Annotated in this window: 11 protein-coding genes and 1 pseudogene; 6 read left to right on the plus strand and 6 right to left on the minus strand. The window is 50.6% G+C overall.

Annotated features, from left to right (window positions below):
* Positions 1–2: 2 nt before the first annotated feature.
* Positions 3–995 (minus strand): DnaJ C-terminal domain-containing protein, encoded by a 993-nt coding sequence (locus tag AC1S52_RS08595; protein WP_482028614.1) that lies wholly within the window; start codon positions 993–995, stop codon positions 3–5.
* A 110-nt stretch (positions 996–1,105) separates the two neighbouring features.
* Positions 1,106–3,571, minus strand: a complete 2,466-nt coding sequence (dnaK, locus tag AC1S52_RS08600; protein WP_482028615.1) for a molecular chaperone DnaK — start codon at positions 3,569–3,571, stop codon at positions 1,106–1,108.
* 207 nt (positions 3,572–3,778) lie between these two features.
* Here dnaK and mnmA point away from each other — a divergent pair, with 207 nt between their 5' ends.
* Both mnmA and AC1S52_RS08610 read left to right on the plus strand, forming a co-directional pair.
* The gene (gene mnmA / locus AC1S52_RS08605; RefSeq protein WP_482028616.1) at positions 3,779–4,825 is read left to right on the plus strand and encodes a tRNA 2-thiouridine(34) synthase MnmA; all 1,047 of its coding nucleotides are present in this window, start codon (positions 3,779–3,781) and stop codon (positions 4,823–4,825) included.
* 409 nt (positions 4,826–5,234) lie between these two features.
* A complete protein-coding gene (locus AC1S52_RS08610; RefSeq protein ID WP_482028617.1) occupies positions 5,235–6,167 on the plus strand; it encodes a DUF2382 domain-containing protein in 933 nt (310 codons plus the stop codon).
* A 562-nt stretch (positions 6,168–6,729) separates the two neighbouring features.
* Here AC1S52_RS08610 and ftsH3 read toward each other — a convergent pair.
* The 3 genes from ftsH3 to rpaB all read right to left on the minus strand — a co-directional run bounded on the left by ftsH3 (position 6,730) and on the right by rpaB (position 11,024).
* The gene (ftsH3, locus tag AC1S52_RS08615; RefSeq protein ID WP_482028618.1) at positions 6,730–8,571 is read right to left on the minus strand and encodes an ATP-dependent zinc metalloprotease FtsH3; all 1,842 of its coding nucleotides are present in this window, start codon (positions 8,569–8,571) and stop codon (positions 6,730–6,732) included.
* Positions 8,572–9,015: 444 nt separating this feature from the next.
* Positions 9,016–10,194 (minus strand): cysteine desulfurase family protein, encoded by a 1,179-nt coding sequence (locus tag AC1S52_RS08620; RefSeq protein ID WP_482028619.1) that lies wholly within the window; start codon positions 10,192–10,194, stop codon positions 9,016–9,018.
* A gap of 92 nt (positions 10,195–10,286) precedes the next feature.
* On the minus strand, positions 10,287–11,024 hold the full coding sequence (gene rpaB, locus AC1S52_RS08625; RefSeq protein WP_223046744.1) for a response regulator transcription factor RpaB: 738 nt from the start codon (positions 11,022–11,024) through the stop codon (positions 10,287–10,289).
* A 317-nt stretch (positions 11,025–11,341) separates the two neighbouring features.
* Here rpaB and radA point away from each other — a divergent pair, with 317 nt between their 5' ends.
* The 3 genes from radA to AC1S52_RS08640 all read left to right on the plus strand — a co-directional run bounded on the left by radA (position 11,342) and on the right by AC1S52_RS08640 (position 14,375).
* Positions 11,342–12,868: a DNA repair protein RadA gene (gene radA, locus AC1S52_RS08630; RefSeq protein ID WP_482028620.1), complete on the plus strand. Its 1,527-nt coding sequence runs from the start codon at positions 11,342–11,344 to the stop codon at positions 12,866–12,868.
* Positions 12,869–12,886: 18 nt separating this feature from the next.
* The gene (locus AC1S52_RS08635; protein ID WP_482028621.1) at positions 12,887–13,348 is read left to right on the plus strand and encodes a DUF2141 domain-containing protein; all 462 of its coding nucleotides are present in this window, start codon (positions 12,887–12,889) and stop codon (positions 13,346–13,348) included.
* A 712-nt stretch (positions 13,349–14,060) separates the two neighbouring features.
* The gene (locus AC1S52_RS08640) at positions 14,061–14,375 is read left to right on the plus strand and encodes a DUF6679 family protein (protein WP_482028622.1); all 315 of its coding nucleotides are present in this window, start codon (positions 14,061–14,063) and stop codon (positions 14,373–14,375) included.
* Between the two features lie 136 nt (positions 14,376–14,511).
* On the opposite strand, the gene AC1S52_RS08645 is transcribed toward AC1S52_RS08640, so the two are convergent.
* Positions 14,512–14,886, minus strand: coding sequence for a cupin domain-containing protein (locus tag AC1S52_RS08645; RefSeq protein WP_482028623.1), 375 nt, complete (start codon positions 14,884–14,886; stop codon positions 14,512–14,514).
* Positions 14,887–15,097: 211 nt separating this feature from the next.
* On the opposite strand from AC1S52_RS08645, the pseudogene AC1S52_RS08650 reads away from it, so the two are divergent.
* Positions 15,098–15,233: pseudogene (locus AC1S52_RS08650) on the plus strand (alpha-ketoacid dehydrogenase subunit beta); the annotation flags it as partial.

Consider the following 15,233-nt stretch of genomic DNA (forward strand, 5'->3'; position numbering starts at 1 on the left):
ACCTAAACAGGTAGATCGGCGCGGGGGTTGAAGGTTTCGAGTTGGCGGAGCTTTTCGTAGAGGTCGCGTTCCTGGGTCGTCAGGTCGCGGGGAATGACAATCTGAATCTCAACGATCTGATCGCCGCGTCCACCATCATCCTTGGGATAGCCTTTATCTGCCAACCGCAGCCGCTGCCCAGAGCGCACACCCGGTGGGATCGTCATTTTCACTCGACCGTCCAGGGTGGGCACTTCGACCTGACCTCCTAAAACTGCTTCACTGGGCGTAATGGGCAACTGACAGCGAATATCAGACCCTTCCACTTTGAAGAACGGGTGGGGAGCAATATCAATTTTTAAGAACAGGTCGCCTCCATTGACCCCCTGCCCCTTAAGGCGAATCCTTTGCCCGGTGACCATCCCAGCAGGCATGTTGACCTCCAGCGATCGCCCATCTTCCAGACGAATTCGCTCCCGCCCACCCAGGTAAGCTTTCTCCAACGGCACGCTTAAACGAGCTTCGGCATCGCGACGACTGGCACGGGGAGTGCTGTAGACCTTAGTGGTGCGCGTTGTGCCAGGACGGTAGTAATCACGGGAAGGATTGCTGGTGGTAGCACCGGAATTGCCTTCCCTACTGGTAACCCGCCGGTTCAAGAGTTGATCGACAAAGCTATTGAAGTCGGGGAATTCGCTGAAGTCTACCTCACCCGTTGCTGAGCGATCGCCCGATCGCCCATTCGAGTTACGGGCACTTGCTCGTCCGGCTCCTCCCTGAAAACCTCGCTGCTGCCAGAACTTGCCAAACTGATCATACTGGGCACGCTTGGTCGTGTCAGACAGGACCTCGTATGCCTCGTTAATATCCTTAAATTTCTCCTCTGCCTCTTTATTTCCAGGATTCAAGTCAGGGTGGTATTGTCGGGCTAACCGCCGAAAAGCCTTTTTGATCTCCTCGACGGTTGCCTCTCTAGCAACGCCCAATATGTCGTAGTAGTTCCGAAAGTTCTGCATGAAGTTCAGTATAGCCAGAAGGAGGAGAATTAAAGGCTAAAGGGTGAGGGCTAAAGGCTAAATTTTTCATCCTTCATCCTTTAGCCTTCATCCCTTCTTCTAATGCTTCCCTACAACCAGTCATCATCATCATCCCAATTGTCCTGGTTAAGATTGAGGCGGGGGCTGCGGGAAGGACGGGAAGGAGGACGACGCTCGGCGCGATCGCGGTTAGCGGGACGATCATTGTAGGAGGGGCGGGAATCGTAGGAGGGGCGGCTATCCGGGTAGGAGGTGTTGTCGCGATCGCGCCCTGAGTCAGAGCGACTGCGATCTGGATAGCGCTCTTCACTGTAGCGGTTTTCGCCACGGGCGGGTTCGCCACCACCATAACCCCGTTCACTGTAGCGACTATCACTGTAATCGCGGGATCCAGAGCGGTTTTCACTGCGGGACGGCTCACCATAGCTGCCATTATCCCGTCCGCTGCGGCTGGTGCCGTAATCTGCCCGTCCACTACCGCTACCGTAGGTTGACCGTCCACTGCTGCCGTAGTCTGCCCGTCCACTGCTGCCGTAGTCTTGTCCACTCCTGCCATAACCGTAGGAGTTAGAGCTACCCCCATAGGAACTGCCGCCATAGGGACTACCACCATACTCTCGCTTGCCGTAGGCACCGCCGTAGTCGCGCCGTTCATCCTGGTAGTAATCGTAATCATCGTCATCGTCCAGGAAGAAGCTCTTGATGGCACCCAAAATGCTATCTTCTTCTTTTTCCTCTTTATTGCGCTGGTAGACTTCCCGATTCAGTTCATAGACAGCATCTTGCAAGTCAGCCTGTGCCTGGTCGATGCCGCGATCGTCGTTTTGGGAAAGAGCGGTACGCAACTGCTGAATTGTCCGCTCAATTCGAGAGCGATAGCTACTAACAAACTGCATTCCAAAATCCAACGTCGCTTCCCGGAGTTGCCGCTCTGCCTGAATGATGAGGGATTCTGAGCGATTGCGCTTCTCCACCTTTTCCTTCTTCAAGCGATCGGTCTCGGCGTACTCCTCTGCATCTCGAATCATGCGCCGAACTTCTTCATCGCTTAGGGTAGAGGCTCCCTGAACCGTAATGCTTTGCTCCCTGCCGGTGGTGCGCTCCAGCGCTGTGACCTGCAAAATGCCATTGGCATCAATATCAAAGGCGACTTGAATCTGGGGAATCCCTCTAGGAGCCGGGGGAATGCCCGTTAGCTTAAAACGCCCAACTGACTTGTTGCCGGTTGCCATTTCCCGCTCACCCTGGAGAATATGGACTTCTACCATCGTCTGGTTATCTTCGCCGGTTGAGAAGATGTCAGATCGGCGCACGGGGATGGTGGTATTGCGTGGGATCAGCTTTTTCATGACACCGCCAATGGTTTCCAGCCCCAGGGAAAGCGGGGTAACATCCAGTAGCAGAATGTCTTTCACCTCTCCTACCAGAATGCCTGCCTGGATCGCCGCACCCACTGCCACTACCTCATCGGGGTTGACGTTTTGATTGGGTTCCCGGTCAATCAGGCTGCGAACCAGTTCTTGTACAAAGGGGATTCGGGTAGAACCACCCACCAGCACCACTTCATCAATCTGAACCGGACTCATCCCAGCATCCCGGAGTGCCTGCTTGACTGGATTCCGAATCCGACTGACCAGATCGCTGCACAAGCCTTCAAACTGGGAGCGTGTAAGGCGGGTTTCCAGATGTTTAGGTCCTTCCTCGGTGGCGGTGATAAAGGGCAGGTTGATCTCTGTCACTGTGACCCCAGAGAGTTCAATCTTGGCTTTCTCAGCCGCTTCGGTGAGGCGCTGAAGTGCCTGACGATCGCGCCTTAAGTCTACCCCTTCCGTTTCCAGAAATTGCTCTGCCAGCCAGTCCACCACTCGTTTATCAAAGTCGTTTCCACCCAGTTGAGTGTCACCACTGGTTGACTTAACCTCAAACACCCCATCGCCCACTTCCAGGATGGATACGTCAAAGGTGCCCCCCCCCAGGTCAAACACCAGAATTGTCTGGTTGTCATTCCGGTCTAGCCCGTAGGCTAACGAAGCTGCCGTGGGTTCGTTCAAAATTCGCTTCACTTCCAGTCCGGCAATTCTGCCAGCATCGCGGGTTGCCTGCCGCTGGGAGTCGTTGAAATAGGCAGGCACGGTAATCACAGCCCCCGTGATCGGTTCACCCAGGTAGCGACTGGCTTCGTCTGCCAGCTTTTTCAAAATCATTGCTGCAATTTCTTCCGGGGCAAACTCCCGATCCAACCGAGGGCACTTGATTTTAATATTGCCGATGTCGTCCTTACGAATAGTGTAGGGGACCCGCTTGGACTCTGAGGTGAGTTCCATGTAACGCCGTCCTATGTAGCGTTTCACCGCATAAAACGTGTTTTGGGGATCGAGGACTGCTTGCCGCCGTGCCATTTGCCCTACAACCCGTTCCCCCTCCTTGCTAAAGCCAACCACAGAGGGAGTTGTTCGCATCCCTTCCGCATTGGCAATGACGATGGGCTTGCCGCCTTCCATCACGGCTACTACTGAATTGGTCGTTCCCAGGTCAATGCCAACTACTTTTCCCATGCGTACCTTCCCGTTCGCTGCTGCCGCAATTCACTTTATGTTAAATTTGCTGAACATATTGTATCGTGCCTAAGAGACTTGCCCCGGAGATTGGGGCAAAGGCGATCGCCCTTTTCATTGACTAAACCTGAATATGGGCAAAAGTGTAACCTGTAGCAGGTGTTAGCCTGGAAGAGCGACCATTTCAAAGTTTTATCCTTTGTATCCATGAAAAAAGTTGTGGTGGGACTCTCCGGCGGAGTCGATAGTTCAGCGACTGCTGCGATTCTACGCGATCGCGGCTATGACGTTGTGGGCTTAACCCTATGGCTGATGAAGGGTAAAGGACAGTGTTGTTCAGAAGGGATGGTGGATGCCGCCAAATTGTGTGACCAATTGGGTATTCCGCATCATATTGTGGACATTCGGGACGTTTTTCAAGAACACATTGTGGATTATCTGGTGACAGGTTACAGCGCCGGAATAACTCCCTTGCCCTGCTCCCAGTGCAACCGGGCGGTGAAGTTTGGTCCCATGCTCAAGTATGCCCGCGAACAATTAGATAGCGACTATATTGCCACCGGGCACTATGCCCGCACTTGCTATGACGAGGCAACTGGACGCTACCAGCTTCTACGGGCGATCGACCGTACCAAGGATCAGACCTATTTTCTCTACGATCTGCCCCAGGAAGTGTTGTCCCAGGTTATGTTCCCTTTGGGAGAACAGCCCAAGACGAAGACCCGGCAGGTGGCAGCAGAATTCGGTCTGCACACGGCGGAAAAACCGGAAAGTCAGGATCTTTGTCTGATTGAGGCAAATGGTTCAATGCGGGCATTTCTGGACAAGTACATCACACCTCAAAAGGGTGACATTGTAGATCAGGCAGGAAAGATTTTGGGTCAGCATGAGGGTATTCATCACTACACGATTGGACAGCGCAAGGGGTTGGGCATTGCCCACAGTGAACCGCTGTACGTGGTGGCGCTGGATGCGGTGAACAATCGGGTCATTGTGGGCGATCGTAATGCCACCCTATCGGGGGAATGCACGGTTCAGCGGGTCAACTGGGTTTCTATGAGCGGACCCACGACCCCAATTAAGGCAGAAGTTCAGATCCGCTATCGATCAGCGGCAACTCCTGCCACGATTATCCCTCTGCATGATTCCCGTGTGCGGGTGGTATTTGATGAACCCCAGTCAAGTGTCACGCCTGGTCAGGCTGCTGTCTGGTATGACGGAGAGGTGCTGCTAGGTGGCGGAGTAATTGAATAATAAAAGCCCCTCCAAATTTGGAGGGGCTTCAGTGTGTGTGCTTACCCTTGGTAGAAAGCTGGACACTGAGCAGGATGAAAAAGCTTTAGTAGACTTCGGCTCCGTCTCTTTGTCCTACTTTGCAGAGTAATGCCTGATCGGGAAGAAATCGGGAAGAAAAATGTAGCCTTTGTAGGAAAGGGCTGATCCTCTAGCTTGACTGTTCCACTTATCAAAATTTGAATTTGAATTTGAATTTACTGCTATTTAGTTCTTCTACTAACGCTCTAAAAAAATTAAATACTTTCATGTTTTCTGTAATACGGTTTAGAACAATTCTTCCTCTTTCTATTTCAGTCATTTGAGAGAGGAAACTTGAAGAATAAAATTCTAATCTTGAGCCAACTGATGATTTTCGAGGTATCTCAGAATGGCAATTTATAAGATTAAGGATTTTGATCCAAACTATCGTGATCATTTCGACGGAAATGACGTTAAAGACTTTGATCTTTACTCAGGTGAGGATAAAGTTGGCTCTATTGACGACGTTTTAGTGGATGATAACGGTAAATTCCGCTATCTAGTTGTTAATACAGGTGCGTGGATTTTTGGTAAGAAAGTAATGCTGCCCATTGGGTTGGCTCGCATTGACTACAATGAGCGTCGGGCATACTCTAATGGCTTAACCAAGGAGCAGGTTGAGAATTTACCTGAATTCAACAGCGAGATGCTCCGTGACTACGACTATGACTATGAAGAAAGGGTGAGAGGGGTTTATCGTCCCGGTTTAACCGGTGCGAATCCTATGTCTGTTGAAAACTCTGGTAACCTTGAATCTTCAGCTTCTCTGGAGAGAGGACGGGGTAGCCAGCCGATGGGTACTGCTCAACCCACTGCCCCCTTCACCCGCGAAACCTATGATTACGATCGCGAGCCCAACATGTTCGGGATGCGTGACCAGGATCACGGTCAACTGCGGTTGTATGAAGAGCGCCTAATTGCCAATAAGCGGCGGGCAAAAACTGGGGAAGTCAGCGTTGGTAAGCATGTAGAAACCGAAACCGCTCGTGCTTCTGTGCCAATTGAGAAGGAGCGGGTTGTGATTGAGCGTAGCCCAGCGGTCGGTGATGCACGGGTTGCTCCCGGTGATGTAGATTTCCGCGAAGGTGAAGTTACCCGGATGGAAATTTACGAAGAAACCCCCGACATTCACAAAGAAGCTTTCGTGCGCGAACAAGTCAACGTTCGTAAGGAAGTGGATAGAGACGTGATCGATGCGGAAGAACAGATCCGTCGGGAAGAACTAGATGTAGATACAAAGGGTCGCCCAACGGTCGAAAAGCGTCCTGACCGTCGCATCTAATCTGTTTTTGTCTAATAGTGGTTCACCCAAGGAACTTTGCCTGGTAATCTAATCGAGAAAAACCAATTTGCGGGGTTTTGAAGGATTGTAATCATTCAAAATTTGCTTGGTAAATTACTAGCTGTGTAACCATTATCCAAAAGTCCCTCTCCTAAATTTAGGAGAGGGACTTTTATAGCTATTTTCAGTGGAATCAAATGTAGGATGGGCTAGCGTTAGCGCAGCCATGCCATAGGCTATTAGCGTAACCCATGCGGGTGTTGGGTTATCCTACGGTAAGCAAGCTACGTGCCCCAACCCAACCTACACAAGTCTTGTATTTAATTAGTCCCACGTACTTACAGCGATCTTTTAGATGAGTAAACCACAAAGGTGTGGATGAGTGGATAGGTGTGCCGTGAACCAGTAACTCGAACACTCTGCTGTTGCTTCGTACCCTACGGGAAGCTAGTTACAGCATGACATTGGATCCTGTTCAAATACACACTGAATCAAACACATATTTAAAACAAAAAAGGGCAACGATCGTTGCCCTTTTGAACCTTTCAAATCATGAGTCTAATTATGCAATGGCAGCTACTTTCACATCACTATTTGCCAGTAGCTCTTGCAATTCATCCGAATCTACCGTCTCCTTCTCAATCAGCATTTCTGCCAATTCGTCTAGAACATGACGGTTACCGGTCAGAACAGCCTTCGCACGACGATAAGCCTGGTCAACCAGATTACGCACTTCGTCATCGATCGCCGCCGCTGTCTCTTCTGAAAAATCCCGCTCAGCAGAGATATCCCGTCCCAGGAACATATTGCCCTGCTGACGACCCAATGCAACGGGACCGAGGCGATCGCTCATACCAAAGCGGGTCACCATTTGACGGGCAACGCGGGCAACCTGTTGCAGGTCATTAGAAGCACCTGTAGTTACCTCTTCCTCACCGAAAATAATTTCTTCGGCAATCCGACCACCCAGGGCAACCGCCATCTGGTTTTGCAGATAAGCACGGGAGTACAGCCCAGAATCCATCCGGTCTTCACTGGGAGTGAACCAGGTCAAACCACCTGCTCGACCGCGAGGAATGATGCTGATCTTTTGTACCGGATCATAATCTGGCATCAAGGCACCGACCAGAGCATGACCCGCTTCATGGTAAGCGACCAGTTCCTTACGCTTCTCGCTCATTACCCGATCTTTCTTCTCGGGACCTGCCAGGACACGATCAATCGCATCATTGACTTCATCCATTGAAATTTCTGTCAGATTACGACGGGCTGCCAGAATTGCCGCTTCGTTGAGTAAGTTAGACAGGTCAGCCCCGGTAAAACCGGGAGTCCGTCGAGCAATTTTCTCCAGATCTACGTCTTTTGCCAGAGTTTTACCACGGGCATGGACGTTCAGGATTTCCAGACGACCCGCATAATCGGGGCGATCAACCACTACCTGGCGGTCAAACCGACCAGGACGAAGCAGCGCTGCATCCAGAACATCTGGACGGTTGGTAGCAGCAATAATAATGATGCCTGTATTACCCTCAAATCCGTCCATCTCGGTGAGCAACTGGTTCAGGGTTTGCTCACGCTCATCGTTACCGCCGCCCAGACCAGCACCCCGCTGACGACCGACAGCATCAATTTCATCGATAAAGACAATACAGGGTGCATTTGCCTTTGCCTGCTCAAACAGGTCACGGACGCGAGATGCCCCCACACCCACAAACATCTCCACAAACTCAGAACCGGAGATGGAAAAGAAGGGAACCCCCGCTTCGCCAGCAACCGCACGGGCTAAGAGGGTTTTACCTGTTCCGGGCGGTCCAACTAAGAGGACACCTTTAGGAATCTTGGCACCGACAGCCGTAAAGCGATCGGCGTTCTTCAAAAAGTCAACCACTTCACTCAATTCCAGCTTTGCCTGGTCAATCCCTGCTACATCGCCAAAGGTGACCTGGGTCTGCGGTTCCATTTGAACCCGAGCCTTAGACTTGCCAAAGTTCATCGCTTGACTTCCAGGACCATTCTGTGCCCGCCTGAGCAAAAAGAATAAGCCAACCAGGAGCAAAACCGGAAACAGAAGACTACTCAGCGCCTTAAGAAGAATGCCATCATCAGACTGGGGCAAAACTGAGATGTCAACCTTATTTTGTGTCAGGATGTTGATCAAATCACGGTCATCGGGCAGATTGACAATCGAGTAGGCGGTACTGTCTGGAGTCCGAACTCGGGCAATTCTGCGGTCAGCACTGATCTGAACTTTGTCAATTTTTCCTTCTTGAACTTGCGCTATAAATTGGCTATAGCGCAAGGTTTCCCCACGTTGGGGTTGCTTATCAAAGAACGCTGTGGCAAGGGAAACAACCACGATCGCCAACAGCGTATAAAGTCCAACATTTCTCCACCGCTTATTCACCGGCGTCTATCCTCCTTCTCAAGGTTCGGGAGCCTGCTTCTATTCTAATGATTCTAACGTGTTAACTTAACTTAACATATTCTCAGAAATGGTGGAAGAGATGAGGGGTCAAGGATGAAGGATGAAGGGCTTTAGCAAGCGGCTGCAACGCATCACCTTCATCCCGACAACCTGAGAAAAATTTGCTTTGGCGAATGAGATAAATGATCTATGGAATGAAGGTCCTTTAGAGGTCCGCTTCTGGACAGTGTTAAAGCGGCTTAACATTGATGCTGAACGTCAAGAACACATCAAAGTCAAGGAAAACAACTACATTCTTGATTTTTTAATCTATTGCAGAAAAGGACTCATTAATATTGGAGACAGATGGGGACACCTGGCATACAGATCGGGAAAAGGTATCTCAAGACAGTGGGCGGAAAAATGACCTGAAAACCTACTGGTCTAGACTTTAGATAGTACGGTTGCTGGGGTAACCCGTTCGAGGACTTGTTTCAACACCATTGCCGTCCAGTCGATGTCGGCTTCGGTAGTGTCATGCCCGAGGGTGAGGCGGATACCAGACTTGGCGACACGATCGCCATACCCCATTGCCTGCAAAATTGGGCTGGGGGTGACCTGCCCACTATGACAGGCAGACCCAGCACTGATGCCGATTCCTGCCAGGTTCATCTGGCGAACTAGAGTCTTGCCATTGAGTACATCCCCATCCGCCTGTTGCAGACAAAAACTGACATGGTGGGGCAGACGGTGAATTAAATCGCCAGTTGGAACTAATCCAGGCACTTCAGATAGTTGGGCAAACAGGCGATCGCGCAGTTGAATCAGGCGCGGTGTTTCGATTGCCATCTCCTGGGCTGCCAGTTCAGCCGCTACCCCAAACCCGGCGATCGCCGGAACTGCCTGAGTGCCTGAACGAAGCTTGGACTCCTGCCCACCGCCGCCCAGGATAGGCGAAATTTGAACACCTGGACGAACATACAGCGCCCCGGCTCCCTGGGGACCATAGATCTTGTGGCTGGAGAGGGAAAGCAAATCAACGGGTAGGTGCTGCACATCGACCGGCAACCGTCCGGCAACCTGTACTGCATCAGCATGGAACAATGCCCCATGATCACGGGCAATGGAGCCTAAGGATTGAATTGGCTGAAGCGTGCCAACTTCGCTCTGACCGTAAATAATGGAAACCAAAACGGTATTCGGCTGCAAGGCTGCCCGCAAATCACGGGGACAAATCCGTCCCAGAGAATCTACTGGGAGGCGAGTTACCTGCCAGCCAAGCTGCTCTAACCAGTGTGCGGGTTCAGCGATCGCGGAATGCTCCACACTGGAAATAATCAGGTGCTGTGGGTGGTCATATAATCGCGCCACACCCAGAATTGCTAAATTATCTGCCTCGGTGCCGCCAGAGGTAAAAACAATTGCCTCCTCCGGTGCATTGATCAACCGAGAAACCTGCACCCTTGCGCGTTCTACCGCGATCGCAGCTCGTTGTCCCCAAACATGCAAGCTAGAAGGATTGCCCCACTGGGCAGTAAACACTTCCTGCATCGCCGCGATCGCCTCTGGACGGGTGGGTGTAGTAGCGCTGTAATCGAGATAAATCTGCATGGCATCGGGCATAGCGTTCACTCTTCCAGGATAGTACCCTCCGACCATAGGAACTCGGCTGAACTGGAAAAACCGCTGGCAGAAACCCAACCTCGATGCTGAACCTAAATTTTCTCATTCTCACCCGGTTCAATAATTCTTTGGAATAAATATCCAGTGCCACGGGCAGTCAAAATCAATTCTGGGTTACTTGGATCATCCTCCAGCTTGGCACGCAGACGGGAAATGTGAACATCCACCACCCGTGTATCCACATGGCGCTCAGGGGTGTATCCCCAAACTTCCTGAAGAATTTCTGACCGGGAAAAGGCTTCTCCAGACCGGCTCACTAGCAGTTCCAACAAACTAAACTCCATGCCTGTCAGACGAATCCGCTCATCACCCTTGTAAACCTGCCGTTTATTCGTGTCAATCCGGATGCTATTAATATGGATCACCCCAGAACTGGGAATTCCAGAAGTGCCAGTTTTCTCAACCCGACGCAGCACAGAGCGAATTCGTGCTTCCAACTCCTTCGGTGAGAAAGGCTTGACTACGTAGTCATCGGCTCCCAGTTCTAAACCAGTGATGCGGTCTGCCACATCTCCCAGAGCCGTTAGCATAATAATAGGAACATCTGACTCTTTACGTAGCTCCTGACAGACACCATACCCATCTAGCTTGGGCATCATCACATCCAACACAACCAGGTCAGGATCCGCATTCCGAAACGTATCGAGTGCTTCCTCTCCGTCCGCCGCCGTGACCACGTCATAGCCAATCATCGACAAGCGGGTTTCAAGAATTCGACGAATACTCGCTTCATCATCCACGACCAATATTTTTTCCTTATGGTTCTCCAATTGACCCAGACTCCCTTAAGCTAAATTTCTAATCATTAATTTCTGTACTTTATCATTAAAGATAATACCTCATTCACATAGATTCACATCCCTAAAATTCCTATCCCAGCTACGTTTCAAACTTTCTTAAGATTTTGCGAGATCACATTTTCCGACTTTCTTAATAATTGTTAGCATTGTTTTTTCCTAAACCCTTGAGAACGGTTGAAATTCCATCAGAATATAGCGTTTTTGAATCCAGTGAGGTACACGGATAGCCGTAAAGCCCTTGAGTCAAACAGATGAGATGTACCTCACCAATAAAGGAAACGCTATAAATGCCCAAAGTCCGATCGCACTTTGTTTGCAACCAGTGTGGAGCAGAATCCCCCCAATATTTTGGGAAATGTCCTGCCTGCGGATCCTGGAACTCCTTAGAAGAACAGGTGGTTGAACCCCCACCCCCCGCTGCGGCGCGATCGGGGATGGCGGTAGCTGCCCGGACGCGGGGCAAGTCCAGTCCTGAGTCTCTGGCTCAACCCAGGGTTGCACTCACCCTGGATCAGGTAGCCGATCATCCCCAGACCCGGTTTCCCTCCGGCTACAGCGAACTGGATCGGGTATTGGGTGGTGGCATTGTCCCCGGTTCTCTGGTGCTCATTGGAGGTGACCCTGGCATTGGCAAGTCCACCCTACTGCTGCAAATGGCAAACTCCCTGTCTCGTCAGTACCGTACCCTCTACGTCTGTGCAGAAGAGTCAGCACAGCAGGTGAAACTGAGGGCACAACGATTGGGGGTAGGGGGAGCCGGGGAGCCGGGGAACGGGGGAGAGCAACCCAACTCAAAACTCAAAACTCAAAATTCAAAACTCCTAGCCACCCCACCCCACCCGACACCTACCACCCTGCCCAACCTCTACCTGCTTCCCGAAACCGATCTGGACACGATTCTGGCGGAATTGGAGTCGCTTAAGCCCCATGTAGCGGTGATTGATAGTATTCAGGCTCTCTACTTTAATGCGTTGTCGTCTGCACCGGGGTCAGTGGCGCAGGTGCGGGAGTGTACATCCGTACTGATGCAAATGGCAAAGCGGCAGAGTATTACCCTTTTTATTGTCGGGCATGTGACGAAGGAAGGAGCGATCGCTGGACCAAAGGTGCTGGAACATCTGGTCGATACGGTGCTGTACTTTGAAGGCGATCGCTTTGCCAGTCACCGGCTGCTGCGATCGGTCAAAAATCGATTTGGGGCAACCCACGAAATCGGGGTATTTGAAATGGTGGACCAGGGTTTAGAAGAAGTGCTAAATCCATCAGAGTTGTTTTTAGGAAACCGGGAAGAATATTCGCCCGGTAGTGCCACGATCGTTGCCTGCGAAGGTACCCGTCCGATTGTGGTGGAATTGCAAGCACTGGTCAGCCCTACTAGCTACAGTTCTCCCCGCCGTTCTACCACGGGAATAGAATATAACCGCCTGCTACAAATTCTGGCAGTCCTGGAAAAGCGCGTCGGTATCCCGCTTTCCAAGCTCGATGCCTACGTTGCCTCTTCCGGTGGGTTGAATGTAGGGGAACCTGCGGCAGATTTGGGCGTCGCTGTTGCTGTGGTTGCCAGTTTTCGCGATCGCGTGGTTGACCCGCGCACCGTACTAATTGGTGAGGTGGGATTAGGAGGACAGGTGCGCCCCGTGTCCCAGATGGAACTGCGGCTGAAGGAAGCGGCAAAACTGGGCTTCAAACAGGCGATTATCCCAAAAGGGCAGTCCGTTCCAGACTTGGGCATGGAAATTATTCCGGTCTCTAGAGTCGTGGATGCGATTGCGATCGCCCTCAGCAGCCGTCAGCACAATGGAAATGAACCGTAAGCAGTGGGAGTGAATTGAATGCAGGGATATGGCAAAACGGGTGGATTATTGTTGGCAGTATTTGCCGCATTCATGGTTGCCCACAAGGCTGAAGCGAATTTTCGGGGAAATTTGACTGTTCAGGTTGATGGTTTACGTAGCCAACGGGGGCAGCTTTGCGTCAGGTTATTTTCTACCAGTCGAGGATTTCCTGATGGTTCCGCGACTGGGGTTAAGGGTCAGTGTTACAAAATTAGCGGAAATCCGATGGTTCTCAACTTCAACAATCTGACATCGGGTAACTATGCTGTTGCCGTCTTCCACGATACAAATGGAGACGGCAAACTGAACCGCAACTCCCTGGGAATGCCAACCGAAGGCTATGGATTCTCCAATAATCCCGCCTATACCCGCACGGGTCCACCCAATTATGGAGAGACCACCTTTCTACTGGCAGGCTCCAATACCAACGTCCGAATTCGGATGCGCTACAGCAACTAACTAATCGCCAGATGAAGTTCTTGTTCAAGCGAGGGCGGGGGCTGGAGTCAAGTATTAAAACCCTGCACCCTTTACGCTGCGCCCATACCAGCAGCACTGTATCGCCCACTGCGCCCTTCCTCTCCCAAGCCCTAATTCTAAATTTCCATCAACTCTGCTAACTCTGCTTAACAACGGCTAGAATAGTTGGTACAATCCGATACTTAAGAACGTTAGAATTTAGCCCAGCCCGTTGCAGTTGCAGAATAGGGAGAAAATCAAGCACGATGGCTGAATCTATGAATCGCTTTCGATTATTCTCTTTCCACTCTTACTTCTTGATAGGGCACCCACAAATCTCAAATTTTTTTCCCTGACATCACTGTGTTCCTAACTGCTTTGAGTGATTGTCACATTGCACTTTATAGCATTGCCTTGAATAATGACCTCAGCAGACATACTTTTCCTTCAAAGGCAGCCTAGAATTATTGAACATTTGCTGACTGATGTCATAGTTTTTCAGCTTTGTCCTCAGTCTGTTACTGCAAAACTTGCTTCTGAAACCTTTGACGGACCCATGCTAAAGAAAAGCTATGGGTTTATATAGCTACCCCTGCTATCAAGCCGGTGGATTGCTTATTTCAGCTCTTACTGAAGGTTTAAGAAGCGATGCCTGGTTTAAGGGTGTCATTCATGGTTTTTGACCCAAATACATTGCTCAGGAGAAGCACCTATGCTACACCGCAAGATCTATCAACTGTGCTGCGATGGTCGCGAAGTCTGGATCTTCTTGCGGGACCAGCAGCGCTGGATTGAGCGGGCACGAATCCTCGAGATCGAGGGAGACCTGGTCACTCTGCGCTATGAGATGGAAGAGGAAGACGAAATTAGTTCTTGGGAGGAAATGGTGCGGCTCGAAAGTATTGGCGCAGTCACCCAAAAACTGGCATCCGTATCGAGGGGGAGCGGTGAACCCGCTGTTTCCGAAGATTGTCCAGAAGCGGAGCAAATTCCAAACAATCGTTTTCCTGATTCTACGGCGGACTAATAAACTCAAAAAAATTATTCCAGTCAAATTGGTTACAGAAAACCATCAGGATAGTTCTCATCCCCTGGTGGTTTTTTCAGTTTTAGCCTGTAGTTGCTAAATGCAACTGGGAATGGCTGAAGATCAGGCGAGCAATTTAATCCTTCATTACTGAGAAAATAATTTCATCCGCTTTCCGCCATGCCGGGTCAACAATGCAGATAAAGATGAGCGGTTCTGTCCCGTGGTTACGAATAAATTGTCTGGCGTGAGGGGGAATGTAGATTGCGTCCCCCGGTTCTACAAGTTGAGTTTCCCCATCAATATTCATTTCGCCCACACCACTCAGAATGTAGTAAACCTCCGAGGTTTTGAGTGCATGGGGAAGAGAGGTTTGCCCAGCCGGGACGATCGCATGGGCGAGGCTGTAACGTAATTCTAGCGACTGTTTATCAGGATGCAAAAGCTCCCTCAGCAAGGTCCCATCCCCTGCAATAAACTCTTCACAGGCATTCAGTTTTTGAATCAGCATATGGATAATATAGCGGTTCCTTTCTGGGTGAGGTACATCTGTTTGACTCAAGGATTCTACGGCTATCCGTGTACCTCACTGGATTCAAAAACACTATAGATTGGTTTCTAATCAATTAGGGCTTAGAGTCTATCCGAAAACCTCTAGTTTTGTGAGAGGCTTATAGAGGAAGCATTACAGCCGATTGAGAGCCATGTCCTTTACAGAAATTGCCCCTCTGGATACGCCGATCGCTGAAAATAGCTTTACGGGCATGGCAGTTGGAGCCGCCATGACGGGCTTACGTCCGATCATCGAAGGGATGAACATGGGCTTCCTGCTGCTGGCGTTTAACCAGATTGCCAACA

This window comes from Kovacikia sp. CALU 1929 (genome assembly GCF_056784235.1).